The 26,981-nt window shown below is 72.9% G+C and carries 21 protein-coding genes and 3 pseudogenes; 9 read left to right on the top strand and 15 right to left on the bottom strand.

The features are described from left to right. Window position 1: 1 nt before the first annotated feature. The 3 genes from RVR_RS20025 to bldG form a co-directional block, all read right to left on the bottom strand. Window positions 2-628: a small secreted protein gene (locus RVR_RS20025; protein ID WP_202235155.1), complete on the bottom strand. Its 627-nt coding sequence runs from the start codon at window positions 626-628 to the stop codon at window positions 2-4. A 317-nt stretch (window positions 629-945) separates the two neighbouring features. Beyond that, entirely contained in the window at window positions 946-1,365 is a 420-nt protein-coding gene (locus RVR_RS20020; RefSeq protein ID WP_202235154.1) for an ATP-binding protein, read from the bottom strand. Window positions 1,366-1,445: 80 nt separating this feature from the next. Then, complete coding sequence (gene bldG / locus RVR_RS20015; RefSeq protein WP_031520166.1) at window positions 1,446-1,787, bottom strand: anti-sigma factor antagonist BldG; 342 nt, start codon at window positions 1,785-1,787, stop codon at window positions 1,446-1,448. A 191-nt stretch (window positions 1,788-1,978) separates the two neighbouring features. On the opposite strand from bldG, the gene RVR_RS20010 reads away from it, so the two are divergent. After that, window positions 1,979-4,522: a DEAD/DEAH box helicase gene (locus RVR_RS20010; RefSeq protein ID WP_202235153.1), complete on the top strand. Its 2,544-nt coding sequence runs from the start codon at window positions 1,979-1,981 to the stop codon at window positions 4,520-4,522. 317 nt (window positions 4,523-4,839) lie between these two features. Here RVR_RS20010 and RVR_RS39180 read toward each other — a convergent pair. The 7 genes and pseudogenes from RVR_RS39180 to ssd form a co-directional block, all read right to left on the bottom strand. Then, window positions 4,840-5,016, bottom strand: a pseudogene (locus RVR_RS39180) (Rv3654c family TadE-like protein); the annotation flags it as partial. Between the two features lie 71 nt (window positions 5,017-5,087). Further along, a pseudogene (locus RVR_RS37780) lies at window positions 5,088-5,472 on the bottom strand (TadE family type IV pilus minor pilin). Window positions 5,473-5,476: 4 nt separating this feature from the next. Then, complete coding sequence (locus RVR_RS37775) at window positions 5,477-5,614, bottom strand: DUF4244 domain-containing protein (RefSeq protein WP_237404865.1); 138 nt, start codon at window positions 5,612-5,614, stop codon at window positions 5,477-5,479. 362 nt (window positions 5,615-5,976) lie between these two features. Next, window positions 5,977-6,402 carry a type II secretion system F family protein gene (locus RVR_RS37770; protein WP_237404864.1) on the bottom strand — a complete coding sequence of 142 codons (426 nt, stop codon included), beginning with the start codon at window positions 6,400-6,402 and terminating at the stop codon, window positions 5,977-5,979. A 575-nt stretch (window positions 6,403-6,977) separates the two neighbouring features. Next, window positions 6,978-7,829 (bottom strand): annotated as a pseudogene (locus RVR_RS37765) (type II secretion system F family protein); the annotation flags it as partial. Window positions 7,830-8,026: 197 nt separating this feature from the next. Continuing rightward, a complete protein-coding gene (locus RVR_RS19985; protein ID WP_202235151.1) occupies window positions 8,027-9,181 on the bottom strand; it encodes a TadA family conjugal transfer-associated ATPase in 1,155 nt (384 codons plus the stop codon). Beyond that, window positions 9,178-10,296, bottom strand: a complete 1,119-nt coding sequence (ssd, locus tag RVR_RS19980; protein ID WP_202235150.1) for a septum site-determining protein Ssd — start codon at window positions 10,294-10,296, stop codon at window positions 9,178-9,180. The genes RVR_RS19985 and ssd overlap by 4 nt, the downstream gene beginning before the upstream one ends. 450 nt (window positions 10,297-10,746) lie before the next feature. Here ssd and RVR_RS19975 point away from each other — a divergent pair, with 450 nt between their 5' ends. After that, window positions 10,747-11,592: an HAD family hydrolase gene (locus tag RVR_RS19975; protein ID WP_202235149.1), complete on the top strand. Its 846-nt coding sequence runs from the start codon at window positions 10,747-10,749 to the stop codon at window positions 11,590-11,592. A 363-nt stretch (window positions 11,593-11,955) separates the two neighbouring features. On the opposite strand, the gene RVR_RS19970 is transcribed toward RVR_RS19975, so the two are convergent. Further along, window positions 11,956-12,813, bottom strand: a complete 858-nt coding sequence (locus RVR_RS19970; RefSeq protein ID WP_202235148.1) for a Fic family protein — start codon at window positions 12,811-12,813, stop codon at window positions 11,956-11,958. Between the two features lie 105 nt (window positions 12,814-12,918). On the opposite strand from RVR_RS19970, the gene RVR_RS19965 reads away from it, so the two are divergent. The 6 genes from RVR_RS19965 (at window position 12,919) to RVR_RS19940 (ending at window position 21,816) form a co-directional block, all read left to right on the top strand. After that, a complete protein-coding gene (locus RVR_RS19965; protein ID WP_202235147.1) occupies window positions 12,919-13,917 on the top strand; it encodes an ATP-binding protein in 999 nt (332 codons plus the stop codon). A gap of 230 nt (window positions 13,918-14,147) precedes the next feature. Next, the gene (locus tag RVR_RS19960; protein WP_202235146.1) at window positions 14,148-16,433 is read left to right on the top strand and encodes a SulP family inorganic anion transporter; all 2,286 of its coding nucleotides are present in this window, start codon (window positions 14,148-14,150) and stop codon (window positions 16,431-16,433) included. Window positions 16,434-16,520: 87 nt separating this feature from the next. After that, window positions 16,521-18,479 carry an acetate--CoA ligase gene (gene acs, locus RVR_RS19955; RefSeq protein ID WP_202235145.1) on the top strand — a complete coding sequence of 653 codons (1,959 nt, stop codon included), beginning with the start codon at window positions 16,521-16,523 and terminating at the stop codon, window positions 18,477-18,479. Window positions 18,480-18,827: 348 nt separating this feature from the next. After that, window positions 18,828-20,225: a Na+/H+ antiporter NhaA gene (gene nhaA, locus RVR_RS19950; RefSeq protein WP_202238793.1), complete on the top strand. Its 1,398-nt coding sequence runs from the start codon at window positions 18,828-18,830 to the stop codon at window positions 20,223-20,225. 93 nt (window positions 20,226-20,318) lie between these two features. Next, window positions 20,319-20,795 carry a phage holin family protein gene (locus RVR_RS19945; protein WP_202235144.1) on the top strand — a complete coding sequence of 159 codons (477 nt, stop codon included), beginning with the start codon at window positions 20,319-20,321 and terminating at the stop codon, window positions 20,793-20,795. A 13-nt stretch (window positions 20,796-20,808) separates the two neighbouring features. Then, window positions 20,809-21,816 (top strand): alpha/beta fold hydrolase, encoded by a 1,008-nt coding sequence (locus tag RVR_RS19940; RefSeq protein ID WP_202235143.1) that lies wholly within the window; start codon window positions 20,809-20,811, stop codon window positions 21,814-21,816. A 305-nt stretch (window positions 21,817-22,121) separates the two neighbouring features. Here the strand turns inward: RVR_RS19940 and RVR_RS19935 are convergent, their stop codons facing one another. Genes RVR_RS19935 through nth form a run of 3 tightly spaced genes read right to left on the bottom strand, consistent with a single transcriptional unit; the run spans window position 22,122 to window position 24,856 of the window. Next, window positions 22,122-23,321, bottom strand: coding sequence for a MarP family serine protease (locus RVR_RS19935; RefSeq protein WP_202235142.1), 1,200 nt, complete (start codon window positions 23,319-23,321; stop codon window positions 22,122-22,124). 57 nt (window positions 23,322-23,378) lie between these two features. Continuing rightward, complete coding sequence (locus RVR_RS19930; protein ID WP_202235141.1) at window positions 23,379-24,062, bottom strand: NUDIX hydrolase; 684 nt, start codon at window positions 24,060-24,062, stop codon at window positions 23,379-23,381. Continuing rightward, on the bottom strand, window positions 24,059-24,856 hold the full coding sequence (gene nth / locus RVR_RS19925; RefSeq protein ID WP_202235140.1) for an endonuclease III: 798 nt from the start codon (window positions 24,854-24,856) through the stop codon (window positions 24,059-24,061). The genes RVR_RS19930 and nth overlap by 4 nt, the downstream gene beginning before the upstream one ends. A gap of 293 nt (window positions 24,857-25,149) precedes the next feature. Here nth and RVR_RS19920 point away from each other — a divergent pair, with 293 nt between their 5' ends. Further along, on the top strand, window positions 25,150-25,824 hold the full coding sequence (locus tag RVR_RS19920) for a Crp/Fnr family transcriptional regulator (protein ID WP_103890795.1): 675 nt from the start codon (window positions 25,150-25,152) through the stop codon (window positions 25,822-25,824). 177 nt (window positions 25,825-26,001) lie between these two features. Here RVR_RS19920 and RVR_RS19915 read toward each other — a convergent pair whose 3' ends face one another. Then, a complete protein-coding gene (locus RVR_RS19915) occupies window positions 26,002-26,979 on the bottom strand; it encodes an alpha/beta hydrolase family protein (protein WP_202235139.1) in 978 nt (325 codons plus the stop codon). Between the last annotated feature and the right edge of the window lie 2 nt (window positions 26,980-26,981).

Genomic DNA, 26,981 nt, shown 5'->3' with positions numbered 1-26,981 from the left:
GTCAGGACGCCGTGGGGGTGGCGCTGGCGCTGGTGCCGGTCGAGCTGCTCGTGGTCGAGCTGCTCGTAGTCGAACCGCCCGAGACGCCGCGGCAGCCGGCCTGCTGGGCGAGGGCCTTGCCCATGTCGCCCTGGCGGAGGGTGTCGAGCGACGTCTGCCCGTTGGCCGCGGTCTTCTGGAGCGAGGTCGAGACGCCGCCGAGACCGACCGCGAACTTGGCCTGGTCGCTGGTGTCGAGCCCGTCGACCTGTTTCTTCAGCGCGGTGTACTGGGTGGCCTGCTGGGTGAAGACGGTCACCGCGTTCTTCTGGAACTTCGCGCCGTCGTCGCCGGGGGCGGCGCCCGCCTTGCCGAAGATGCCGGCGAGCGCGGTGTACGCGGCGGAGATCGACTGGAAGGCGGCGGAGTCCGCGCTCTTCACGTCCTGCGGCTTGCCGCCGCTGTCGACCTGGCCGAACGACGTGTTCGCGGTGTTGATCCTGCCGAGCTGGACCTGGGCCTGGTCGCAGACGCCCTTCGCCCAGTCGTCCTGCTTCTTGGCGGTGTCGTCCCCGCCGCACGCGGACACCGTGAGCAGCACGACCGCGCCACCGGACAGCGCGGCCAGGAGCTTCTTCTTCGCCTTCACCGGGTGGTCCCTTCCATGGCCTTCGGCCCCGGAACATACACGGCCGGGCGAAGACGCCCCGCGGGGCAGACCGCCGTGGGCACCCATTTATCTGCTCATCGAGCGATTCGTCTCGTAGGGCTGCGCCGCAGGTGGACAGCGGGTCAGCCGCGGGCGGACGCGTCCTGGTGGGCTTCCGCCCGCCTCTCCGGTGTCCGGCCGCCGGTGTGACATTTCACACGGCGTCAGGACGACACGATCAAGGAGGTATGCGGCCCGACCGAGCCTCGGGCAGGGGCGGGTGCGCGGGCAGGGGTGCGGCGGAGGTGGGCTCCCGGTCAGACGGAAACGGTCGGCCAGGTCATCCGGATCACGCCGCCGCGGTCTCCGTCGATCACCTCGACGTCGTCGACCAGGCCGCTGATGACCGCCAGGCCCATCTCGCCCTCGTCCTCGGCGGCGTCGTCGGTGGGCGGGCCGTCGGTGTGGCCGCCACCGGCGGAGGTGCCGGGGACCTCGTCCACGACCTCGATGGAGAACTTCTTCTCGTCCTCGTTGAGCAGCACGCGCACCGGCTCTTCGACGCCGTTGTTGCGGTGCAGGCCGACGGCGCGGCTGCACGCCTCGCCGACCGCCAGCCGGACCTCGTCCAGGGACGCCTCGTCCACCCCCGCTCGGCGCGCCACCTGTGCGGCCACGAGCCGTGCGGTGCGCACATGCTCGGGCTGGGCGCTGAAGAGCAGTTCTACGGTGGGCATGGGGCTTCCCCCTCCGGTCCTGTGGATGGGCATCAAAGGGGCCCGGACGGCGGTCCGCCCGGTGCCCCTCTCGACGAACGTCAGTCGGTCGCCGCGACAGCCTCGTCGACCGAGGTGTGGATGGGGAACACCTTGGTCAGACCGGTGATTCGGAAAATCTTCAGGATGCGCTCCTGGTTGCACACCAGACGCAACGATCCTTCGTGCGCGCGCACCCGCTTGAGCCCGCCGACGAGCACACCCAGGCCGGTCGAGTCGAGGAAGTCGACTCCCTCCATGTCCACGACGAGGTGGTAACTCCCGTCGTTCACGAGCTCCACGAGCTGCTCACGCAGCTTGGGCGCGGTGTACACATCAATCTCGCCGCCGACCTCGACGATCGTGCGATCGCCGACGGTTCGGGTCGACAGGGACAGGTCCACTGATCCTCCAGCACCTTGCATCGACGCGGCGCCCCCCTGGGGCCTCCACCGAAACGTTATCGGTAGTGGCGACTCCTCCACCGACAGGTGGGGGAAGGAGTTGGGCCGCGATGGCATTCAATCACTTCGCGGTGGGCCCGCACGACGCCTTACTGCGATTGTCCGTCATGCCGGTGACACACTGAGTGCCGATGGCCCAGGATCAACTTCCGCAGTCGGCGCACGGGCGCCCGTCCCCACGGACCGCTTTGGAGCGGCTCTCCGCGGGGGCGGACCGCGCCGTACGCATCACCCATACGGAGCACCTGCCCCCGCGGGTCGGGCGTCATGCATCGTGGCCGGAGGGCGTGCGGCCCGAAGTCGTCGCCGCGATCCGGGCGGCTGGGATCGACCGTCCGTGGGAGCACCAGGCGCTCGCGGCCGCGTACGCGCTGCGCGGCGAGTCGGTGGTCGTGGCGACCGGGACCGCCTCCGGAAAGTCGCTGGCCTACCTCGCGCCGGTGCTGAGCGCGCTGCTGCCGGAGCAGCGCGGGGCCGAGGCGGCGGACGGCGGCGAGGCGGCGGACGGCGGCGAGCCGGGCACCGGGAATGGGCCGAACGGGGGAACCGGAGGCACCGGGCGGGTCGGAGCCGCCGCAGCCGCGGCCGGAGCCCGACCCGGAGGGACCAGGGTCGGGGGAAGGGGCCGGGCCCGGGTCCCCGCGCAGAGCGGGCGGGGACCCACCGCGCTCTACCTCGCCCCCACCAAGGCGCTCGCCGCCGACCAGCGCCGCGCCGTCAGCGCGCTCGCCGCCCCGCTCGGCCCGGCGGTGCGCCCCGCGGTCTACGACGGCGACACCCCGTACGAGGAACGCGAGTGGGTCCGCCGGCACGGCACCTACGTCCTGACCAACCCCGACATGCTGCACCGCGGCATCCTGCCCGGGCACGCCCGCTGGTCCTCCTTCCTGCGCGGTCTGCGCTACGTCGTCATCGACGAGTGCCACACCTACCGCGGCGTCTTCGGCTCCCACGTCGCCCAGGTGCTGCGCCGCCTGCGGCGGATCTGCGCCCGCTACGGCGCCGATCCGGTCTTCCTCCTCGCCTCCGCGACCGCGGCCGACCCGGGCCAGGCGGCCAGTCGGCTGACCGGGGTGCCCGTCGCCGAGGTCACCGAGGACACGTCACCGCGCGGCGAGGTGTCCTTCGCGCTGTGGGAGCCGCCCCTGACCGAGTTGTCCGGCGAGCACGGCGCCCCGGTCCGCCGCACCGCCACCGCGGAATGCGCCGAGCTCCTCACCGATCTCGTACTCCAGGGTGTGAGGACCGTCACGTTCGTCCGCTCCCGGCGCGGCGCGGAACTCGTCGCCCTCATCGCCCAGGAGCGGCTCGCCGAGATCGACGCCTCGCTCCCCCAGCGTGTCGCCGCCTACCGGGGCGGATACCTGCCCGACGAGCGCCGCGCCCTGGAACGCGACCTGCACTCCGGCCGCCTCCTCGGCCTGGCCTCCACCTCCGCGCTCGAACTCGGCGTGGACGTCTCCGGGCTCGACGCGGTCCTGCTGGCCGGCTATCCGGGCACGCGCGCCTCGCTGTGGCAGCAGGCGGGGCGGGCGGGGCGCTCGGCCCAGGGAGCGCTGGCGGTCATGGTCGGCCGCGACGACCCCCTGGACACGTACCTCGTCCACCACCCCGAGGCGATCTTCGAACGGCCCGTGGAGTCCACCGTCCTCGACCCGGACAACCCGTACGTCCTCGCGCCGCACCTGTGCGCGGCCGCGGCCGAACTGCCGTTGACCGACGACGACCTGACCCTCTTCGGCCCCGAGGCCGCCGACCTGGTGCCGCAGTTGGAACGACGCGGGCTGCTGCGCCGCCGGGCGTCGGGCTGGTACTGGACCCGCCGGGAGCGGGCCGCCGACCTCACCGACATCCGCGGGGAGGGCGGCTCACCGATCCAGGTCGTCGAGGAGGACTCCGGGCGCCTGCTGGGCACCGTGGACGCCTCCTCGGCCCACGCCACGGTGCACGAGGGCGCCGTCCATCTCCACCAGGGCCGCACCTACCTCGTCCGGCGCCTGGACCTCGACGACTGCGTGGCCCTGGTCGAACGCGCCGACCCGCCCTTCACCACGATGGCCCGCGACACCACCGACATCCGCGTGTTGTCCACCGACATCGACGAGCCCTGGGGCGACGCCCGCATCCACTTCGGATCCGTGGAGGTCACCCACCAGGTGGTGTCCTACCTGCGCCGCCGGCTGCTGACCGGCGAGGTCCTCGGCGAGGCCAAACTCGACCTCCCGCCCCGGACCCTGCGCACCCGCGCCGTGTGGTGGACCGTCACCGACGCCCAACTCGACGCGGCCGGCATCCATCCCGAGGAACTGCCCGGCGCCCTGCACGCCGCGGAGCACGCCTCGATCGGCCTCCTTCCGCTCTTCGCCACCTGCGACCGCTGGGACATCGGCGGGGTGTCCATACCCCTGCACGCCGACACCGGGCTGCCCACGGTCTTCGTCTACGACGGCCACCCCGGGGGTGCGGGCTTCGCCGAGCGCGCCTTCCGCACCGCCCGCGGCTGGCTCGCCGCGACCCGTGAGGCCATCGCCTCCTGCGAGTGCGACCACGGCTGCCCCTCCTGCGTGCAGTCGCCCAAGTGCGGCAACGGCAACGACCCGCTCGACAAGGCCGCCTCCGTGCGGCTGCTGGACTGCCTGCTCGCCTCCGGTGCCGAGCCCGCCACCCGGCCCTGACCGGCGCCCCGCCACGGGTCACCTCCTCCTCGCCCTCCACGGCCGCAGCACTTTCCGAGAGTTGCGCGTCGGGCCCGGCCGGCCTCCGTCCCTGTCCCCGGACCCGAAGCAAGACCCACAGCCCGACCTGGACCCGAGGCAAGACCCGGTACGGGACCCGGAACTGGATCCGGACCCGAAGCAAGACCCACAGCCAGACCCGGACCCGAGGCAAGGCCCGGAACCGGATCCGAACCCAGCACCGACGCTGCCTCCGGCCCCGCCCGCGACCTCACCCGTGCTCCCCCGACCTGGGCAACGACGTCGGCCACCTCCCCCACCACCGCGCACCTGCGCAGCCGCGCCCCCTGAGCGAGGGCCACCCGAGCGGCCAGCCCGCAAGCCGCCTGCCGACCGTCCAGGGCGTGATCCGCCGCGGCCAGCGCCGCCAGGTCCGCGGCACCCCCCGCCCGATGCCTGGCCGCCACCGCGCTCCCCATCAACGCCACTGCCGCGAAGACCGCCATCAACACCGCCATCAACCCCAACGACCACACCGTGGCCGACCCCCGGTCCCGTTCCCGGCTCACGGCCCTCCACTCCCCACCGCCTCCTCGTCCAACGCGGCCGCCTCCGCCGTCAACCTCACCGGAAACCGCGGCCGGTCCACCGTCACCCGCACTCTCACCAGACCCCCGCCACGGCTCACCCTCACCTCCGCTCCCTCCGGCGCCGCCGCGCGGCCGGCCCTCACCACGTCCCCCGCCCCGTCCCCCCCGCGCAGCAGCGCGCGCTCCGGCCCTGGCGGCGTCCACGCACCGGATCTGCGCGGCTGCCGCCATCAACCCCCACAGGAGCAGCCCGGTCAGCGCCACCAGCGTCGGGATCACCACGGCCGCCTCAGCGGTGACGTAGCCCCGGTCCCCGCGACGCGCCCACCCTGACCGCCCGCCCCGGCGCTCCCGGCGCATTCCCTCAGAACGGCGCATGGAGCGCCTTCTCGATCACCGAGGTCATCGCCGTCCGCACCGGCCCACTCGTCACGACCTTGTAGAGCACGGCCGCGAACCCGCAGGCCGCGATCGTGCCCACCGCGTACTCCGCCGTGCTCATCCCGGCGTCGGCCGCCGCCCGGCACCGCCGGATCATTCCGGCCCACCGAACCGCCACGCACCGAACCGACTTCCGCATCGCCATTTCCGTTCTCCTCACTGGTTTTCCGGGTTCTTTCGTTTCCCGCTGTTCCTGCGTTCCTGGGCATCGAAGCCATGTGCCCGCGCCACCTGTGCCGCCGCCTCCACCGGTGCAGTCCGGCGGACGCGTCCCGTCGGGGTCCCGTCGCCCTGCCACCGCTGCCTTCCGCACGAGCGGGACACGGCTCCACACGGTCGGCCGGGACCCACACGGCCGAGTCACGGCCAGCCCCCTTCCGGGGCCCGTACGGGCGGGAGGCGGAGCCCGTCCTGTCGGCGACCTCACCCTCCCCCGCCTCCCGTCGGGCCTCCCAGCACCGCGCCCGCGAGCCCCATCACCACCGGCGCGACGCCCACGAGCAGGAAGGCCGGCAGGAAGCACACGCCCAACGGCGCGGTGGCCAGTACCGCGGCCCGCCGAGCACCGGCGACCGACGAACGGGCGTGCTCGGCTCGGTAGTCCGCCGCCAACCGGGCCATCTCCGCCACCGGCGCACTGCCTGTCGTCGAGGCCCGCGCCAGGCAGCGGCCCATCGCACCGGCCCCGGACAAGCGGCCGAACCTCCCCCAGCAGTCCGCCGGTTCACCGCCGAGCCGCAGCTCCGCCTCTGCCCGCGACAGTGCGGCTCCCAGCGCCCCGTCCAGGCACCGCCCCACCGCCCCCGCGGCCTCCCCCGGTGTGGCGCCCGCCGCCAAGCAGGCCGCCATCAAGTCAGCGCACAGCGGCAGTTCCGCCGGATCGGGTCCCGTGTCGGCTGTCCCCTCGGCGGCCCCCGCCCGGCGTCGGACGAGCACCACCCGCGTGGCGACCCCGACCACGATCCCGGCCAGCACTCCCGCAAGGCCCCCTACAAGAACCGTCGCCCCCAACACCGGGGCGATCACCGGCAACCAGGTCCGCCCGGCGGTTCGTACGCTCTCCCGCCAAAGCCATGGCTTCCTGGCTCGGCGTGCCCCTTCCAGCAGGCGCCGCAGTCTGCGCACACCACAGTTCCGGCCCCTTCCCGGCAGCGCCGCCGCTGCCGCCGCGCCCACCGCCGCGACGACGGACACCGCCATCCCCAGGCTGTGGACGGTCCCGCCGCTCACCACCGGCCCCCTTCCACGCTCGACCCGCGCGGCGTCCGGGCGGACCGCGGCGCTGCCGCTCCCGCCCCGAGACCGACCGTCGCCCGCTCGGCCACTTCTCGGTCGCCCACTCCGGCGGCGCCCGATCCCGGGACCCTTGAGTCCGGAGCGCGCGAGACGGTGAAGCCCCGGCCGCTGCCCGTACCGCTCGGCGGACCGCCCTCGGCCGCCCGGATGATCCGTGACGTCCACGCCAGGCCGGCCCATTCCAGAAGCACTCCCGCCACCAGGCAGACCAGCCCCGCCGGTGTGTGCAGGAGCACCGCAGCCGGATCTGCTCCCATCGCCGTACCCAGCACCAAGCCGAACGCGGGGAGCAGCGCGAGCAGCACCGCCGTGGCGCGCGGGCCGGCCAATTGCGCCCGCAGGTCCTCACGCCGGTCGGCCTCGGCGCGCAGAGCGACGGCGACCCGGTCCAGCGCCGCGGCCAGCCCGGCGCCGCCGTCCACCGCGACCTGCCAGCACGCGGCCACCGCGCCGAGACCGTGCGCGCCTGGTCGGCATCGCGCCGCCGTCCGGAGCGCGCCCGGCACATCCCCACCGAACCGGGCGGCGGACAGCAGCAGCCCCGCGATCGGCCCCAGGTCGGGGGAACCGGACCACCCGGCCGACTCCACCGCGTCCGCGAGTGCGGCGTGCGGCGGACGTCCGGCCCGCAGGTCGCCCGCCACCACGCCGCACAGCACGCTCACCGCGACCGAGGTCCGCTCGGCCGCTGCCCGGCGGGCCCGGGCCCCCAGCGCTCTGCGCACCAACGGCAGCGCGACCGCTCCCGCGACCATCGGCACCACCGACCACGTGACCGCCGCGAGCGCCGCCCCGGCGGGCAGGCACAGCCACTCAGGACCGCCGCGCGTGCGCCGCGTTTCACCTGCACCGTCCGACCGGAGCCCGGCGTCACCCCCGCCCGACCGATCCCGGCGCCAAGGCCACCAGAAGGCCCTTCCCGGCTGTCGATGCCCGCCTCGACCACGTCGACCGATCCGGAACCGGCCGCCCTGGACCATGTGGCTCCACCGCTCCCGCCACCGTCCCGTACCGACCCTCGGAGCGGTCCCAGAGCGGCCCTGGCGTCCCTTCAGCAGCCCGAACGCACGTCGCCTGCACCCGTGCCGCTGGAGCGCCGTCCAGGCGGGCAGGCAGGCCACCAGCAGCGCGGCCCACAGCGCGACCGAGGGCGTCAACGCCGGGTACGTCACGGCGCTCACGACGCACCCGCCGAACACAGCTCCGCCAACCGTCCCCAGCCCGGCCCGCGTCCGACTCCACCGCACGCGTCGCGGACGAGTGCCGGAACGGTGCCGACCAAACCGTCCTGACGTCGGCTCAGCACATGGATCTCTGCCACCCTGCGAAGACCCGTACCGTCCCGCACCAGGTGGACGACGGCCGACAGCGCGGCGGCCAACTGGCTGTGCAGGGCGGCCCGGTCCAGGCCGGCAGTCGAGCCCAGGGCCTCCAGGCGCGCGGGCACATCCGCCGCCGCGTTCGCGTGGACCGTGCCGCAGCCACCCTCGTGGCCGGTGTTGAGGGCGCCCAGGAGGTCCAGCACCTCGGCGCCCCGCACCTCACCGACCACGAGCCGGTCCGGTCGCATCCGCAGCGCCTGCCGGACCAGGTCCCGCAGGGTGACCTGGCCGGCGCCCTCCTGGTTGGCGGGCCGGGTCTCCAACCGGACGACGTGCGGATGGTCCGGACGCAGTTCGGCGGAGTCCTCGGCGAGGACGATCCGCGCCGCGGGGTCGACCAGCCCGAGCAGGCAGCTCAGCAGGGTGGTCTTCCCCGAGCCGGTTCCTCCGCTGATCATGAACGACAACCGTGCGTCCAGCATCGCTCGCAGCAGCGCCGCGGTCTGCTCGTCGAGCGTGCCTGCCGCGACGAGTTCCGCCAGCGTGAAGGCCCGGGCGCGCACCACGCGCAACGACAGACAGGGTGAGCCGACCACCACGGGCGGCAGCACCGCGTGCAGCCTCGTACCGTCGGAAAGCCTGGCATCGACCCAGGGCCTCGCGTCGTCGAGCCGACGGCCGGCGGACGTGGCGAGCCGTTGGGCCAGGCGCCGCACCGCGGCGGTGTCGGCGAACCGGATCGGGCTGCGTTCGAGACCGCGGCCCCGGTCGACCCAGACCTGGTCGGGCGCGTTGACCAGGACGTCGGTGACCTCCGGATCCGCCAGCAAGGGCTCCAGCGGGCCGGCCCCGACCAGTTCCGAGCGCAGCGCGGCGACCACGTCGAGCACTTCGGAGTCGCCGATCAGCCGCCCTTGGGCGCGCAGAGCAGCGGCGACCCTGGCCGGAGTGGGCTCGCCACCGAGTTCGGCGAGGTGGAGCCGGACCGCGTCAAGGAGTGCCGTGCTCATGCCGTCACGCATCCGGTGGCCGTGAGAACCTGCCCGAGGAAGGCGCTGCTGAAGCGGGCGAGCGGGCCGCGCACGGCCGAGCCCGGTGGCGCGCCGCCGGACATCGGATCGGCCAGGGCGGGCTCCGGCCGCAGCTCACCGGCGAGCGGGAGGCCGATCAGCCGGGCGATCTCGTTGCCGTCCAGACCGGTTCCGAACGGTCCGCGCGCGACCACCCGCAGGTCGTCCAGTTCGGGGGCGAAGACCGTAGCCACCTTGCATCCGGAGGCCACCGCGCGGAGCTCGGCGGGTACCACCAGCAATCCCACGTCGACCTGGCCGAGTGTCTCGGCGACGGTGTCGTCCACTGTGCGCGGCAGGTCCACGACGACCACGCCACCGCCCCGCCTGGCGGCTCCCATCACCGACCGCATGGCCTGGGGCGGAATGAGCGTGGAACGCCCGCGGTCCCAGCTCAGCACGCTGAGGGAGCCCAGTCGGGGCAGCGACTCCTCCAGCACGCCGCTGTTGACTCGGCCGCGGGAGTCGGCGAGTTCGGGCCAGCGCAGCCCGCCCGTGCGTTCCGCGCCGAGCAGGATGTCCAGGCCGCCGCCGAGCGGATCCCCGTCGACGAGCATCGCCCGTACTCCGGTGCGTGCCGCCGTCACGGCGAGTCCGCAGGCCAAGGTGCTGGCGCCGGCGCCGCCGCGTCCGCCGACCACGCCGATGGTCAGAGCCGGGCCGCCGCCGCCCTCGGCCACGTCGGCCAGCCGGTCGACCAGCCACGCCTCGGCCGCGGGCAGGAACAGGACGTGGTCGGCGCCGACCGCGACGGCCCGGCGCCACGCTTCGGAGTCGGCGGACTCGGCGCCGCCTCGCCCGACGAGCAGGACGCCCTTGCGCCGCGGCGCGCCCTGGACCCTTCCGGATGCCTCCACTCCGACGAGGACGAGAGGCGCGTCCTCCCAACTCACCGCGCGCGGGGGCGCGGTGAAGACGACTTCCGGTTCCGCCCCGGCCGCCGCGCACAGTCTGAGCAGATCGTCGAGGAGGCTTTCGTCCTCCGTCACAATCAGCGGTCCGCGGACGCCTTCGGTGACCCCGCAGGGTCGATCGGACACGTTGGTTCGAGCCATTTCCCTGTCCCCTGTCGCTTGTCGTGCGAGCACGGCGTGCTTCGCCTGCGATCAGCTTGGGACAGGAAGGGGAATTGAGATGATCTTGGTCGGAATCTGTGGATAACTCGGCGATTGTGGATAACTCCACCACCCGGACGGGTGAGTTCCACGAGATCAGCGGGACGATTACCGAACGTCACACGTCATACACATGGAAACGCACACACGCACGAATGAAAGGAAGCACCGTGAACGTCTCGACCAGCGCCGCAGCCCCCTGGACCAACTTCCGAAACGCATGCAGACATGCGACGACCCCCGCCGGGGGGGAGAGCGGGGGTCGTCCCCACGGTCCGACTCGGGGGGGGAGGAGCCAGACCGGGTTAGCACGGTCGCGAACGATCCGTGACTTCCATGGTGTACCCGAGGGCCCTCTCAGGCAAACCCACGCGCCGGGCCTTAGGCCGAATGGTGGTTGCCTATGCTCGTCTCGTGGAAAACCACCTGCCCCCGCGCACCGCGGCGTTCTTCGATCTCGACAAGACCGTGATCGCCAAGTCGAGCACGCTCGCCTTCGGACGGTCCTTCTACCACGGCGGACTCATCAACAGGCGAGCGGTATTGCGTACCGCATATGCCCAGTTCGTGTACCTCGTCGGCGGCGCGGATCACGACCAGATGGAGGGCATGCGCAAATACCTCTCTGATCTGTGCCGAGGCTGGAATGTGCAGCAGGTCAGGGAGATCGTCGCCGAGACGCTCCACGACCTGATCGACCCGATCATCTACGACGAGGCGGCCTCACTGATCGAGGAGCACCACGCGGCCGGCCGCGACGTGGTCATCGTCAGCGCCTCGGGATCCGAAGTCGTGGAGCCGATCGGGGAGATGCTCGGCGCCGACCACGTCGTGGCCACCCGGATGGTCGTGGCCGACGGCGCCTACAACGGAGAGATCGAGCATTACGTCTACGGTCCGGCGAAAGCCGAAGCCATCGCCCGGTTGGCGGAGTCCGAGGGGTACGACTTGCAGCGGTCCTTCGCCTACAGCGATTCGGCTACCGACATCCCCATGCTGGAGTCGGTCGGCCATCCCTACGCGGTCAATCCCGACCGGGCGCTGCGCAAGGAAGCGACAGCCCGAGAGTGGCCAGTGCTCACCTTCAACCGCCCGGTGCGTCTGAAGCAGCGCATCCAGTCGCTGTCGATGCCGCCGCGCCCGGTCCTGGCAGCGGCCGCGATCGGCGCCGCTGCCGCCACCGCGGGCCTGGTCTGGCTCGCGGCGCGCCGACGCCGCCCGCTGGCGGCGTCCTGAAAGCAAGGCGGTGACCCGAGGGGCCGCAGTCATACGAGACCACAAGCAATGGGCGGTAATGTCCGCCTTCGCCGTAAAAGTAAAAAGTGTAGCCAGGGGTTCCGCTACCTGTCGGTCGGGAGTACAAAAGAGTTAACGGCCCGCGAGACCACGGACTTCCGAGAGGAAGACCGAAGTTCAGCTGGAGGCCCCACGGACCGCGCACGAAAGCCGGGCACCCACGCGTAGCCGACCCGCCAACCGGGCCAGCCGCACCAGGCAGCGGGCGAAGTCCCCGCCCTGATCGGCACGATTCGAGCACGCACTGGTAACTCGGCGGACGTGCCTTGGCGGCGGCACCTCCGGGTGCCGCCGCTCACACGTTCAGGCGGCGCCGCGCTGCATCGCCTCGCAGACCGCGACGCTCTCGCGCACCCCGAGTTCGAGCGCCCGTCCGCAGTGGCCGATCCACTCGGCCATCCCCTCGGGAGTGCCGGAGGCGTACCCCTCCAGGGCCTTGAGGTATCCGGCCAGGCCGAGCTCGGCGTGACCGACCTCGGCCGGGCAGATCGACTTGGGGTCCAGCCCGCTGCCGACCAGGACAATCCGCTCGGCGGCGCGGGCGACCGGACCGTTGAAGGAGCCGAAGGGGCGCAGGCAGAGCAGTTCGCCGTGCACGACCGCGCCCACCACGAGCGCGGGCGCCGTGGAGCCCGCCCGCAGCAGCTCAGCCAGCCCGTCGACTCGCGCCGCGACCTCGGACGGCTCCGGAACCGGGATCTGCTCGAACCCGACGGTCTCGTCGACCACCGGTTCGCCGGCCAGCCTCGGGCGCCCGACGGTGGGCTCGTCGGCGACCCCGCCGGCGGCGATCAGGTGCAGCCGGGCAAGCGCCTGCACCGGAGACTGCCGCCAGACGCTGAGGAGTTGTCCGGCCTCGGCAGTCACCCGGAGCGCCGCGCCGACCGTACGCGACTGGTCGTCGGCCGAGAAGTCGCTGCGGCGGCGCACCTCCTCCAGGGACCAGTCGGCGCCGGAGAGTGCAGCGGAGGCGCGGGCGCCGCGCAGGGCGGCTTCGGAGGCGACCTCACCGGCCCGGCGGCGCATCACCCGGTGGCCGTAGACCCGGTCCACCGCCTGGCGCACGGACTCCACCGCGTCAGGCACGCCCGGCAGGGCGGCGAGCACCGCCAGCGGGTCCGCCTGCCCGGGAGCTGGGGAAGGAGCAGCGTTCGTAGCCATGTCCCCGACCCTACGCACCCCCCGTGGCGCCGAAAGACCACGATCGAGTGGCCTTCCCCACTCCCCGTCAGTTCGTGCGGTGCGCCGCCCCTACGCTTAGCGAACATGAAGATCGCTTTCGTTGGGAAGGGCGGCAGTGGCAAGACGACGCTGTCGTCCCTGTTCATCCGCCACCTCGCCGCAGCCCAGGTCCCCGTCGTCGCGATCGACGCGGACATCAACCAGCACCTCGGCCCCGCACTGGGGCTCGCCGAGGACGACGCGGCGGCGCTGCCCTCGCTCGGCGCACACCTGCCGGACATCAAGGAGTACCTGCGCGGCTCCAACCCCCTCATCCAGTCGGCCGACAGCATGATCAAGACGACGCCGCCCGGCCGAGGTTCGCGCCTGCTGCGGCTGCGAGACGACAATCCGGTCTACGCGGCGTGCGCCCGCGAGCTCGACTTCGGCGGCGTCGGCACCGCCCGGCTGATGGTCACCGGCGCTTTCACCGAGTCCGACCTCGGCGTGGCCTGTTACCACTCGAAGGTGGGCGCGGTCGAGCTGTGCCTGAACCACTTGGTGGACGGCAGGGACGAGTACCTGGTCGTCGACATGACGGCCGGCAGCGACTCGTTCGCCTCGGGTTTGTTCACCCGGTTCGACCTGACCTTCCTCGTCGCGGAGCCGACCCGAAAGGGTGTCTCCGTGTACCGCCAGTACAAGGAGTACGCCCGCGACTTCGGTGTGGACCTGGTCGTGGTCGGCAACAAGGTGCACGGCGAGGACGACCTCGCCTTCCTGCGGGCCGAGGTCGGGGACGACCTGCTCGTCACGGTCGGGCACTCCGACTGGGTGCGGGCGATGGAGAAGGGCGGGCCGCCCCGGTTCGAACTGTTGGAGGAGTCCAACCGGCAGGCCCTGCACGCCATGCACGAGCGCGCCGACCGCTCGTACCAGACCCGCGACTGGGACCGCTACACCCGGCAGATGGAGCACTTCCACCGCAAGAACGCCGAGAGTTGGGGCAACGCCCGGACCGGGGCCGACCTCGCCGCGCAGATCGACCCGGGTTTCACGCTGAGTGAGGCCCTGCTCGAGGAGCCCGTCGCCCTCCCGCACTGACCGGAAGCGATCCCATTCCGCTGTCAATGCAGGTCAAGCGGCCTGATGCCTGCACCGCCAGTTCAGGCGGCCGTCACATCCCCTCCCGAGCCCCACAGCTTCCGATTCACTCGAAAGACGGAAAAACCCCACAGATTCAGGCTCAAGCCTTCACTCTCCGCAATCATTCCATTACTCTCCATTTACAGAAGCTTGGGAGTGCCAAAGGGAATGTAAGGAGTGAGGCGCCCATGAGATGCCACCGGCGTGACCTGTCCGCGTCGATCACCGTCTTCCTTATCGCCGTGCCCCTGTCGCTCGGCATCGCGCTGGCCACCGGGGCCCCGTTGCAGTCGGGTCTGGTCGCAGCGGCGGTCGGCGGCCTCGTGGCCGGGCTGCTCGGCGGGGCGCCGTTGCAGGTGAGCGGTGGCGCCACCAGTCTGGTGGTGGTCACCGCCGGCCTCGTCGAGCGCTACGGCTGGCGGGCGACCTGTGCGATCACAGTGCTGGCCGGACTGACGCAACTGCTGCTCGGCGGGCTGCAGGTGGCCAGGGCCGCTCTCGCGGTGAGCCCGGCCATCGTGCACGGCATGCTCGCCGGGATCGGTACGGTCATCGCCGTCGGCCAACTGCATGTGGTGCTGGGCGGCAGCCCCCAGATCTCCGCGGTGGACAACATCGCCGCGCTGCCCGGTCAACTGGTGCACAGCCACCCCGTCACCCCGGTCATCGGCGCCGTGACAGCAGCCGTACTGCTCGGCTGGCCGCGTCTGCGCGGCCGCGTCCGGGCACTGCGGGCAGTCCCGGCGCCGCTCGCGGCGGTCGCGCTGGCCACCGCGGTGAGCGCCGCCTGGTCGGTGCCGCGGGTCGATCTGCCGCACTGGACCGCGCCCGGGCTGCCCGCCGTACCCGCAGGCCCGGTCCCCGCGGTCGTCGCCGCCGTCCTGACCGTCACGCTGGTGGCCAGCATGGAGTCGCTGCTGTCGGCCGTCGCGGTGGACGCGCTCCAGGCGCGGCGCCCCGGACCGCACGCCCCTCCGGCCCGCCTCGACCGCGAACTGCTCGGCCAGGGTGCGGCCAACGTGGCGTCCGGACTGCTCGGCGGACTGCCGGTGGCCGGCGGTGCGATGCGCGGATCGGCCAACGTCGAGGCGGGGGCGCGCACCCGGCGCTCCACCGTGCTGCACGGCGTGTGGGTGCTGGTGTGCGCGGGGCTCGCCGGCGGCCTCCTGGAGGAGATCCCGCTCGCGGCGCTCGCCGCGCTGGTGATGCTGGTCGGGGTCCGCATGGTCAGCTTCGCGCACATCCGGCACATCCACCGGCACCGCGAGTTCCCCGTGTACGCGGTCACCTTCGGCACCGTGGTGGTCTTCGGGGTGCTCCAAGGGGTGGCGGCAGGAATCGCGGTCGCGGTCGTCCTGGCGCTGCGCAGGCTCACCCGCACCCGGGTCACCGTCGCGGAGGAGGCGGGACGCCATCGGGTCCGCGCCCGCGGACAGCTGACGTTCCTGGCGGTGCCCCGGCTGACCAAGGCGCTCGCCGAGGTCCCCGAGGGAGCCGACGTCGAAGTGGAGCTGGACGGCTCGTTCATAGACCACGCCGCCTACGAGGCGCTGAACGCGTGGAGTGCGCGGCACCGTTCCCACGGGGGCCGGGTGACGCTCGAGGACCCCTCCGGGCGGCCGGTCGGCGAACCGGACGGCGCGCACGCCTGTCGCCCCTGGACCCCCTGGCGCAACCACCACTGCACCCGCCCGGCAGCCGAGCCGACGACCAGCGGCGGCCAGTTGCTCGGCGGGGTGGGCAACTTCCAGCGGCACACCGCCCCACTGGTCCGCGAGGAACTCGCCCGGCTGGCCCGCGAGGGCCAGCGTCCCGGCCAGCTCTTCCTGACCTGCGCCGACTCCCGGTTGGTCACCAGCATGATCACCTCCAGCGGCCCGGGTGACCTGTTCACCGTGCGCAACATCGGCAACATGGTGCCGCCGCCCGCTCCCGACGCTCCGGACGCGTCCTGCGACTCGGTGGCAGCCGCTGTGGAGTACGCGGTCGAGGTCCTCCAGGTCTCCGGCATCACCGTGTGCGGGCACTCCGGGTGCGGCGCCATGCAGGCGCTGCTCGGCTCCGACCACGGACCGGGCGCGCAGACGCCGTTGGCCAGGTGGCTGCGGCACGGCCGGCCGAGCCTGACCCGGCTCACCGCGTACGCCGCCGACGCGCCCACGGACGCCGCACCCGGTGCGGACACGGCCCCCACCCTCCAGGGCCGCGCTGTGGCCGATGACCAGGAACGCCTCGCGTTGATCAACGTCATCACCCAGTTGGAGCATCTGACGGCCCATCCGTGCGTGGCCCGAAGGGTCGCTGACGGGACCCTCCAGTTGCACGGCATGTACTTCCACGTCGCGGAGGCTCAGACCTACATCCTCGACCGCCCCACCGGGACCTTCGCCCCGGTCCGGCCCGGAACCGGCAGGTCCGGACCACCGGCCGGAGCAGCGGACGCACCGGCAGCCACCCTCGCCACAAAGGTCTAAACCAGTTCTTCGGGAACCCTTGTCAGGGTGCTTCAGGACTGATGAGGTAGTGGCGGGACATCTGGGACACCCTGACAAGGAGCTGGCGTGAGCAGCAACGAGAGCCTGGCCAACCTGCTGAAGGAGGAGCGGCGGTTTGCTCCCCCGAAAGAACTGGCCGCTGCGGCCAATGTCACCGCGGCCGCGTACGAACAGGCCAAGGCCGACCGGCTGGGCTTCTGGGCCGAGCAGGCCCGCCGCCTGACCTGGGAGACCGAGCCCACCCAGACGCTCGACTGGTCGAACCCGCCGTTCGCGAAGTGGTTCGCGGACGGCCGGCTGAACGTCGCCTACAACTGCGTGGACCGCCATGTCGAGGCCGGCCACGGCGACCGCGTCGCCATCCACTTCGAGGGCGAGCCGGGCGACAGCCGCGCGATCACCTACGCGGAGCTGAAGGACGAGGTGTCCCGCGCCGCCAACGCGCTGACCGAACTCGGCGTGCGTAAGGGCGACCGCGTCGCGGTCTACCTGCCGATGATCCCCGAGGCCGTGGTCGCGATGCTGGCCTGTGCCCGGATCGGCGCCGCGCACTCCGTGGTCTTCGGCGGCTTCTCGTCCGACGCCGTCGCCTCCCGGATCGACGACGCCGACGCGAAGCTGGTGATCACCGCCGACGGCGGCTACCGCCGGGGCAAGCCGTCCGCGCTCAAGCCGGCCATCGACGACGCGGTGGCCCGCACCCCGCAGGTCGAGCACGTCCTCGTGGTCCGCCGCACCGGCCAGGACGTGGCGTGGACCGAGGGCCGCGACGTGTGGTGGCACGACATCACCGGTCGCCAGTCCACCGAGCACACCCCCGAGGCGTTCGAGGCCGAGCACCCGCTGTTCATCCTCTACACCTCGGGCACCACCGGTAAGCCGAAGGGCATCCTGCACACCTCCGGCGGCTACCTCACCCAGGCCAGCTACACCCACCACGCCGTCTTCGACCTCAAGCCGGAGACGGACGTCTTCTGGTGCACCGCGGACATCGGCTGGGTCACCGGCCACTCGTACATCGTCTACGGCCCGCTCTCCAACGGCGCCACCCAGGTGATCTACGAGGGCACGCCCGACACCCCGCACCAGGGCCGGTTCTGGGAGATCGTGCAGAAGTACGGCGTCACGATCCTCTACACCGCGCCGACGGCGATCCGCACGTTCATGAAGTGGGGCGACGACATCCCCGCGAACTACGACCTGAGCAGCCTGCGCGTCCTGGGCAGCGTCGGCGAACCGATCAACCCCGAGGCGTGGGTCTGGTACCGCGAGCACATCGGCGCCGGCAAGACGCCGATCGTGGACACCTGGTGGCAGACCGAGACCGGCTCCATGATGATCAGCCCGCTGCCCGGGGTGACCGAGACCAAGCCCGGCTCCGCGCAGACGCCGCTGCCCGGCATCGCGGCCACCGTCGTGGACGACGAGGCGAACGAGGTGCCCGACGGCTCGGGCGGCTACCTGGTGCTCACCGAGCCGTGGCCGTCGATGCTCCGCACCATCTGGGGCGACGACCAGCGCTACATCGACACCTACTGGTCCCGCTTCCCCGGCCGCTACTTCGCCGGCGACGGCGCGAAGAAGGACGACGACGGCGACATCTGGCTGCTCGGCCGGGTGGATGACGTGATGCTGGTCTCCGGCCACAACATCTCCACCACCGAGGTCGAGTCCGCGCTCGTCTCGCACCCCAAGGTCGCCGAGTCCGCCGTGGTCGGCGCCGCCGACGAGACCACCGGGCAGGCCATCGTCGCGTTCGTCATCCTGCGCGGCAGCGCCGAGGACAGCGCCGAACTCGTCGGCGAACTGCGCGACCACGTCGGCAAGACGCTCGGCCCGATCGCCAAGCCGAAGCGGGTCCTGATCGTCTCCGAGCTGCCCAAGACCCGTTCGGGCAAGATCATGCGCCGCCTGCTGCGCGATGTCGCGGAGAACCGCGAGCTGGGTGACGTCACCACCCTCACCGACTCCTCCGTCATGGACCTCATCCAGAGCAAGCTGCCCTCCGCTCCCAGCGAGGACTGAGGCGCCGCACCGCACCGCACCGCACCGGAGCGGCACGACAGGGCACGGGTCAGGGCCGGGCACACCACAAACAGCCCCGCGCCCGCCACCACCGGCACGCTCCCGAGGGGGCGCCCGCACTGCGAGCAGTGCGGGCGCCCCCTCGCCACCTCGCCCGCCTCGGCCCCTCGGCCCCTCGCCCCTTCGCCACTCCGCCCCTCGCCACTCCAGCCCCTTCACCCATCCGGGTCAAACTCACCCCGCGTCACCTCACCACCGCGACCAGACTGATGGGCGCGCCGGGAAGTCTGATCGGCACACACGACATCCGTGTCCGCAGCCGGCGACGACGCCCAGGAGGCCGCCCCCGTGACCGAGCAGCCGCGCCGCCGCTCCTCCGACCTGTTCGGCCGGCTCCCACTGCCCGAACGCAACTTCGTCACCGACGCCCTGCGCGCGGAGACCGTCGGAGGCGTCCTCCTGCTGCTCTCCGCCGTCGTCGCCCTCATCTGGGCGAACACCCTCCACCACAGCTACGCGTCCACGGCCCACTTCCCCTTCGGTCCGTCCGCGCTCGGCCTGCACCTGTCCGTGGCGCACTGGTCGTCGGACGGCCTGCTCGCCGTCTTCTTCTTCGTCGCGGGCATCGAACTCAAGCGCGAGCTCGTCAGCGGTGAGCTGCGCGAGCCGGCCAAGGCCGTACTCCCCGTCGTCGCCGCCCTGTGCGGAATGGCGGCGCCCGCGCTGGTCTACACGCTGGTCGCCACCGCCGGGGGCGGCTCGTTGGAGGGCTGGGCAGTGCCCACCGCCACCGACATCGCGTTCGCGCTCGCCGTGCTCGCCGTCCTCGGCACCGCCCTGCCCGCCGCGCTGCGCGCGTTCCTGCTCACCCTCGCCGTCGTGGACGACCTCTTCGCGATCCTGATCATCGCGATCTTCTTCACCTCGGGCATCGACTTCGCCGCCCTCGCGGGTGCGGGGGCGTGCCTGGCGCTGTTCTGGCTGCTGCAACGGGCCGGCGTGCACGGCTGGTACGTGTACGTGCCGCTCGCGCTCGTCACCTGGACGCTGATGTACAACAGCGGCGTCCACGCCACGATTTCGGGCGTCGCCATGGGCTTGTTGCTGCGCTGCTCCCGGCGGGAGGGGGAGGAGCAGGCACCGGCCGAGCGCGTCGAGCACCTGGTGCGGCCGTTCTCGGCGGGCCTGGCCGTGCCGCTGTTCGCGTTGTTCGCGGCGGGCGTGTCGGTCTCCGGCGGCGCGCTCGGCGACGTGTTCCGGCGCCCGGAGACCCTCGGCATCCTCCTCGGCCTGGTCTGCGGCAAGGCGATCGGCGTGTTCGGCGGGACCTGGCTGGCGGTCCGCTTCACCCGCGCCCGGCTCAACCCCGACCTGCGCTGGCCGGACGTCCTGGCGCTCGCGACGCTGTCCGGCATCGGCTTCACCGTGTCCCTGCTGATCGGCGAACTCGCCTTCACCGACCGCCCGCAGCTCGCCGACGAGGCCAAGGCCGCCGTACTCGTCGCCTCGGTCACCGCGGCCGTGCTGGCCGCGATCCTGCTCAAACTGCGCAACGACCGCTACCGCCGCCTGACCGAGGACGAGGAACTCGACACCGACGCCGACGGTGTTCCCGACGTCTACGAGCAGGACGAACCCGCCCATCACCTGAGGATGGCCGAGCTCCTGGAGCAGGAGGCCGCCGAGCACCGCAGGCTCGCCGAGCTCGCCCGGCGACGGCGGGCGGGCGGCCCTGACGGCACGTAAGGCATGATCGGGGGCAGACATTACGTGCCCGGACACTTGCCCGGCCCCACCACGACCCGCGAGCGAAGCGGTGCGACGACGACGGAGGACTCGATGAGCCCAGCCTCGAACGGTGACGAGCGCAGCCTCGGCGAGCTGTTCTCCTCCGCCACGGCGGAACTGTCCGCCCTGGTGCACGACGAGATCGCGCTGGCCAAGACCGAGATCAGGCAGGACGTGAAACGCGCCGCGATCGGCAGCGGGTCGCTGGTCGTCGCGCTGGCGCTCTGCCTGTTCGCGGTGCCGATGGGCTGCATGGCGCTGGCGTACGTCATCCACCGCACCGGACTGCCGCTGGACGCCTCGTTCGGCATCGTGTGCGGCGCCTTCGTGCTCCTCGGCCTGCTCCTCGGCCTGCTGGCGTACGGGCGGTTCCGGAAGGTGAAGAAGCCGGAGCGTTCGATCGCCTCGGCCAAGCAGACCGCGGCGGTGCTGCAGAAGGCCAAGCCGCACCCGCGCGACCTCGCCCCGCAGGGCGCTGAGCCGTTGGGCGCCACGGTCGCGGCTCCCGCGCTCGAAACGAAGATGTGACACGCTCGTCCCCATGAGCCTCCCCGCCGGGTCGTCGCCCAGCCAACCCCGTCGGCCCGATCCGGGCCCCGGGCCCGACCTCGGCCCCGGGCCCGGCCCCGCCCCCCGCGTCAGCGGCCAGGTTCCACGCCTCGACGGCCCCTGGACCCACCGCGACGTGGCCGCGAACGGCGCCCGCTTCCACATCGCCGAAGCCGGTGACGGCCCACTCGTACTGCTCCTGCACGGCTTCCCGCAGTTCTGGTGGGCCTGGCGGCACCAGTTGACCGCGCTCGCCGACGCCGGCTTCCGCGCGGTCGCGATGGACCTGCGCGGGGTCGGCGGCAGCGACCGTACGCCCCGGGGCTACGACCCGGGCAACCTGGCGCTCGACGTGACCGGCGTGATCCGTTCGCTCGGCGAGCCGGACGCCGCGGTGGTCGGCCACGACCTGGGCGGCTACCTGGCCTGGACCGCCGCCGCGATGCGGCCGAAGCTGGTACGACGCCTGGTGGTGTGCTCGATGCCCCACCCGCGGCGCTGGCGGACCTCGATGCTCACCGACCTGCGGCAGAGCAGGGCCGGCGGCTACGTCTGGGGCTTCCAGCGCCCCTGGGTGCCCGAGCGGCAACTCGTCGCCGACGACGCGGCGATGGTCGGCCGGCTGATCCGGGACTGGTCGGGGCCGCAGCCGCTGGACGAGGAGGCTATCGACGTCTACCGCGAGGCGATGCGGATCCCGTCCACGGCCCACTGCGCGGTCGAGCCGTTCCGCTGGATGGTGCGGTCGATGGCCCGGCCGGACGGCCTCCAGTTCAACCGCCGGATGAAGCGCCCGGTCCGGGTGCCCACCCTCCAGATGCACGGCTCGCTCGACCCCGCGATCGGCACCAGGAACGTGGCGGGCAGCGGGGAGTACGTCGAGGCGCCCTACCGCTGGCGGCTCTTCGACGGCCTCGGGCACTTCCCGCACGAGGAGGACCCGGTGGCCTTCTCCACCGAGCTGGTCAACTGGCTCAGGGACCCGGAACCGGATCGATGAGCCCCACCGGTACGACCATCGCATGATCGTCAAATTGCCGGGCGCATAAGCCAATCGGACGACCGCAACGCGATTACCGACCGGGTGGTGCGGGCACGTAGCTCCTTATGGGTTCGACGCACGACTACCGTGACGTTTCACGCACTCACCGAAGCTCCGCAGCCGCCGACCGGTCCGTCCGGGTGACGCTGCTGCCCGCCGGGGCCGGTCGCCTCGGCATTCCCCGCATACTCGGCCGGCGGGCCCGCTGGGTCAGCGCGCGGTTGCGCCATGTGAGGGAATGAGGACGGCTCCCCCGTTCACCGTCACAGCGCGCAGCCCTGCGTGCTGACCTGCCGTTCCGCGGTACGCCCGGCCGTCACGTCCGGCGCCACCTCGGCGGCGGTGAGCGCGTAGCCGGTGTTCGAGTCGTCCAGGGACTTGGCGAAGACGACCCCGGCCACCTGCCCGCCGGTGGTCAGCAGCGGGCCGCCGGAGTTGCCCGCCCGGACCGTCGCGTACAGCGAGTACACGTCGCGGTGCACGGTGCCACGGTGGTAGATGTCGGGTCCGCTGGCCTTGATGCGGTCCCGGATCCGGGCGGCGCGCACGTCGAAGGGTCCGTTCTCGGGGAACCCGGCCACGATCGCGTCGTCCCTGCTCTGCTCGGCCTGCGGGGTGAACTGCAGCGGGGGCGCGTCCAGCCCGGGCACGTCGAGCACGGCGATGTCGCGCTGCCAGTCGTAGAGGACCACCCGGGCGTCGTGCAGCCGACCCTTGCCGCCGATCTGCACGGTGGGCTCGGAGACGCCGCCGACGACGTGGGCGTTGGTCATCACCCGGTCCTTGGCGAAGACGAACCCCGAGCCCTCCAGCACCTTCCCGCAGCTCGGGGCGGTGCCGACGACCTTGACGATGCTGCCGCGGGTGTCGGCCACCGCCTGACTGCCGACCAGCGCGGGGTCCGGCGCGGGCACCGACGTGATCGGCTCGGAGCCGAACGTGCCGAAGACCTGCGGCAGGCCGTTCTGCGCGAGGGTGTCGCTGAAGTCGTCGAACCAGGAGTCGGCCGACTGCGGCATCACCCGGGACACCCCGATCAGCACCCTCGACGACCGCACCTCGCGCCCTATCGTCGGCAGCGTCGTGGTCGCCAGCGCGCTGCCGATCAGCCAGGCCACCAGCAGCATCGCCAGCACGTTGACCAGCGCGCCGCCGCTCGCGTCCAGGGCTCTGGCCGGGGACCAGGTGATGCGGGTGCGGGCCTTGTTGCCCAGGTGCGTGGTGAGCGCCTGCCCCACCGAGGCGCACACGATCACGATCACGACCGCGGACATCACCGCGACCGAACCGGGGGTCGCGTCGTCCGTCGCCTTGTCCCACAGCAGCGGCAGGAGGTAGACCGCGGCCAGGCCGCCGCCGAGGAAGCCGATCACCGACATGACGCCGACGACGAAACCCTGCCGGTAGCCGATCACGGCGAACCACAGGGCGGCGAGGATGAGCAGGATGTCCAGCACGTTCACGGGGAACACGGTCTCACGTCGGCCTGAGCGCGTGGGGCCTTACGGCGCTGCCCGTCGCTAGCCGAGCGGGACGGTCCGGTCCCGGTCCCAGGGCCGCTCCCAGCCCGCGTAGTGCAGCAACTTGTCGATGATGCCCGCGGTGAACCCCCACACCAGGGCGCCTTGGACGAGGAAGGCCGAGCCGCGGAAACCGCTGGGGTGCACGAGGGTCGCACGGTTGGCCGGGTCGGTGAGATCCGTCACGGGGACCCGGAAGACGCGCGCGGTCTCCGCGGGGTCGACCGCCCGGACCGGGCTCGGCTCGCGCCACCAGCCCAGCACCGGGGTGACCACGAAGCCGCTCACCGGGATGTACAGCCGCGGCAGCACCCCGAACACCTGCACTCCCGCCGGGTCCAGCCCGGTCTCCTCCTCGGCCTCGCGCAGCGCGGCGCGCAGCGGGCCCTCCCCCTCCGGGTCGCCGTCCTCCGGGTCGAGGGCGCCGCCCGGGAAGGACGGCTGGCCGGCGTGCGCGCGCAGCGCCGCGGACCGCTCGATCAGCAGCAGGTCCGGCCCCCGGTCGCCCTCGCCGAACAGCACGAGGACGGCCGACTGCCGGCCGCCGCCGTCGGGCAGCAGGAACCGGCTGAGCTGCTCGGGCCGCATGGTGACGGCCGCCGCGGCCACCGGCTCCAGCCACCCGGGCAGCCCGCCGGCGCTGACGTCCACCTTCGGCGCGCCGGCCTCCCAGGACTGCGTCATGAGGCGCCCAACGGCGGCGCGGGTTGGCCCGGGTAGTCCGGTGGCGGGTTCAGCCGCTGCCCGGGGAAGCCGCCCTTCTCGTACTTCAGCAGCTTCGTCGCCTTCTCCGGGTCCGTCTCGCCCTCGCCGTACGACGGGCAGAGGGCCGCGATCGGGCACACCCCGCAGGCGGGCTTGCGGGCGTGGCACATCCGGCGGCCGTGGAAGACGACGCGGTGCGACAGCATCGTCCAGTCCGACTTGGGGAAGAGCGCGGCCACGTCCCGCTCGACCTCCTCCGGGTCCTGCGAGGTGGACCAGCCGAACCGGCGCGAGAGCCGGCCGAAGTGGGTGTCCACGGTGATGCCGGGCACGCCGAACGCGTTGCCCAGCACCACGTTGGCGGTCTTGCGGCCCACGCCGGGCAGTTTCGTCAGGTCCGCGAGACGGCCGGGCACCTCGCCGCCGAACTCGTCGCGCAGCGCGGCCGACAGGCCCAGCACGGACCGCGTCTTGGCCCGGAAGAAGCCGGTGGGGCGCAGGATCTGCTCCAGGTCCGCCGGGTCGGCCGCCGCCATGTCCGCGGCCGTGGGGTACTTCGCGAACAGCGCGGGGGTCGTCTGGTTCACCCGCAGATCGGTGGTCTGCGCGGACAGCACCGTGGCGATCAGGAGCTGGAACGGATTCTCGAAGTCCAGCTCCGGATGGGCGTACGGATACACCTCGGCGAGCTCGCGGTTGATCCGGCGGGCCCTGCGGACCTTCGCGACCTGGGACTCCACTCGGGGGGCCTTGCCGACCTTGCTCTCTGCCATGCACGAAGGCTACGCCGAAGGCCGGACAACGTGGGGCCGGTCACAGCGACGCCCCGCGGAACGGTCCCGGGCGGCGTGTTCGCTGACAGCAGAACCCCCGGTGGCCGCCACCCGTTCGGCCTCCGCGCCGCCCCTAACCACGCAATTCCGACCGCCAATCGGACCCCCGGGGCACGGCGGCGCGCACACATAAGACAAACTTGTGATTGATCGCACTGTTTCCCGTGTCATGCATCATGGGGACAGCCCGGCTGACAACCCGGTGATGTCGACAGTCGACAAGGAGAGAGCTCGTGGACGACGTTCTGCGCCGTGCCCCGCTTTTCGCGGCGCTCGACGACGAGCAGGCCGCTGAACTGCGTGCCTCCATGACCGAGGTCACGCTGGCGCGTGGCGACGCGCTGTTCCACGAGGGCGACCCCGGGGACCGGCTGTACGTCGTGACCGAGGGCAAGGTGAAGCTGCACCGCACCTCGCCCGACGGCCGGGAGAACATGCTGGCCGTGGTGGGTCCCGGCGAGCTGATCGGGGAGCTGTCGCTCTTCGACCCCGGCCCGCGCACCGCCACCGGCACCGCGCTGACCGAGGTGAAGCTCCTCGGCCTGGGCCACGGCGACCTCCAGCCCTGGCTGAACGTGCGCCCCGAGGTCTCCACGGCGCTGCTGCGCGCGGTCGCCCGCCGCCTGCGCCGCACCAACGACGTCATGTCCGACCTGGTCTTCTCCGACGTGCCCGGCCGCGTGGCCAAGGCCCTGCTGGACCTGTCCCGCCGGTTCGGCGTGCAGTCCGAGGAGGGCATCCACGTGGTGCACGACCTCACGCAGGAGGAGCTGGCGCAGCTCGTCGGCGCCTCCCGCGAGACCGTGAACAAGGCGCTCGCCGACTTCGCCGGGCGGGGCTGGCTGCGGCTGGAGGCCCGCGCGGTCATCCTCCTCGACGTGGAGCGCCTGGCGAAGCGCAGCCGGTAGGCCGGCACCCGATCGTTTCCGGCGAAGCGGCCCCCGTCGGGGGCCGCTTCGCCGTGTCCGGGGTCCGTTTCCCCGCCCGCCGGACCGCTCCCGCCGACCGGTAGGCGCCCACCCGTACCCGCCGGTCGGTCCTTGCCGACCGGGTTCGGGCCGGCCCCGTCGCGCGGGCCGGCGGCTTCACCAGGCGAGCTGGGCGATCTCCTCGACCACGGCCGCGCACGCGCCGCTCGTCGGGTCGATCAGCGGGAAGTGCCCGGTGCCCGGCAGCCACGCCACGGTGGGCTCCTCCCCCGCCGCCCCGGCCGCGCGCGCGAAGGCCGCGCTGACCTGGGGCGGAACCACGGTGTCGGCGGTGCCGTGCACGAGGGTGGTGGCGATGCCGGTGGGGAGCAGCGCCGCCGGGTCGGTGTGGGGCAGGCGGTCGGTGGCGTGCTCGGGGCCGCCGAGGAGGCCGAGCACCGCCCCGGAGCAGACCCCGAGCCGGATCGCCGAGGTGAAGTCGGCGACGGGAGCGAGGGCCACCACGCCGCGGAGGGCGGGAGGAGCGGAGCGGTGCCAGGGGGAGCCCGCGGGCAGCAGGTGGCGGGCGGCGGCCCACAGCGCGAGGTGCCCGCCCGCGCTGTGTCCGGTGACCACGACACGCCGGGGATCGACGGTGTCCTCGCCCAGGGCCGCGCGGGCGAGCGACGGCAGGGCGTCGAGCGCGGCGGCGACGTCGTCGAAGGTGTCGGGCCAGCGGCCGGCGGGCGCAGGCGCGGGCTCGGCGGCCCGGGCCGGCGCGGAGGACGGCCGCCCGCCGCCGCCCGCCTGGCCGCCAGGTGTCCGCGGTCCGGGTGCGGCGCCGTCCTGACCGCCGCGGCGGTACTCGACCGAGGCCACCGCGAGGCCGCGCGCCGCGAGGTGCGCGGCGAGCGGGGAGACGTGGGCGCGGTCGTAGGCGGCCCGCCAGGCGCCGCCGTGCAACAGGGCGACCAGGGGCGCCGGGCGAGCGCTCCCGGCGGCGGGCCGGTAGAAGTCGACCACCTGGTCCGGGTCGTCGCCGTAGCGCGCCGTGGCGTCCGGGGGCACGGGGGCGTGGCCGAGCGCCGATGCCTCCTCGGCCGCCGCCTGGTCGGCGGGAGGCGGCGAGGGACTGCGTGGCGCGGCAGCGGTCATCG

It is taken from the genome of Streptomyces sp. SN-593 (assembly GCF_016756395.1).
In the GTDB taxonomy this organism is placed as follows: Bacteria; Actinomycetota; Actinomycetes; order Streptomycetales; family Streptomycetaceae; genus Actinacidiphila; species Actinacidiphila reveromycinica.
This window is presented reverse-complemented; position numbering and strand designations above follow the sequence as displayed.

Bases quoted from the DNA above. Each gene is read 5' to 3' on its own strand.
- RVR_RS20020 (WP_202235154.1), bottom strand. From the start codon at position 1,365: ATGCCCACCGTAGAACTGCTCTTCAGCGCCCAGCCCGAGCATGTGCGC.
- RVR_RS20010 (WP_202235153.1), top strand. From the start codon at position 1,979: ATGGCCCAGGATCAACTTCCGCAGTCGGCGCACGGGCGCCCGTCCCCA.
- RVR_RS37775 (WP_237404865.1), bottom strand. From the start codon at position 5,614: ATGAGCACGGCGGAGTACGCGGTGGGCACGATCGCGGCCTGCGGGTTC.
- RVR_RS37770 (WP_237404864.1), bottom strand. From the start codon at position 6,402: ATGGCGGCCTGCTTGGCGGCGGGCGCCACACCGGGGGAGGCCGCGGGG.
- RVR_RS19985 (WP_202235151.1), bottom strand. From the start codon at position 9,181: ATGAGCACGGCACTCCTTGACGCGGTCCGGCTCCACCTCGCCGAACTC.
- ssd (WP_202235150.1), bottom strand. From the start codon at position 10,296: ATGGCTCGAACCAACGTGTCCGATCGACCCTGCGGGGTCACCGAAGGC.
- RVR_RS19975 (WP_202235149.1), top strand. From the start codon at position 10,747: ATGGTGGTTGCCTATGCTCGTCTCGTGGAAAACCACCTGCCCCCGCGC.
- RVR_RS19970 (WP_202235148.1), bottom strand. From the start codon at position 12,813: ATGGCTACGAACGCTGCTCCTTCCCCAGCTCCCGGGCAGGCGGACCCG.
- RVR_RS19965 (WP_202235147.1), top strand. From the start codon at position 12,919: ATGAAGATCGCTTTCGTTGGGAAGGGCGGCAGTGGCAAGACGACGCTG.
- RVR_RS19960 (WP_202235146.1), top strand. From the start codon at position 14,148: ATGAGATGCCACCGGCGTGACCTGTCCGCGTCGATCACCGTCTTCCTT.
- RVR_RS19945 (WP_202235144.1), top strand. From the start codon at position 20,319: ATGAGCCCAGCCTCGAACGGTGACGAGCGCAGCCTCGGCGAGCTGTTC.
- RVR_RS19940 (WP_202235143.1), top strand. From the start codon at position 20,809: ATGAGCCTCCCCGCCGGGTCGTCGCCCAGCCAACCCCGTCGGCCCGAT.
- RVR_RS19930 (WP_202235141.1), bottom strand. From the start codon at position 24,062: ATGACGCAGTCCTGGGAGGCCGGCGCGCCGAAGGTGGACGTCAGCGCC.
- nth (WP_202235140.1), bottom strand. From the start codon at position 24,856: ATGGCAGAGAGCAAGGTCGGCAAGGCCCCCCGAGTGGAGTCCCAGGTC.
- RVR_RS19915 (WP_202235139.1), bottom strand. From the start codon at position 26,979: ATGACCGCTGCCGCGCCACGCAGTCCCTCGCCGCCTCCCGCCGACCAG.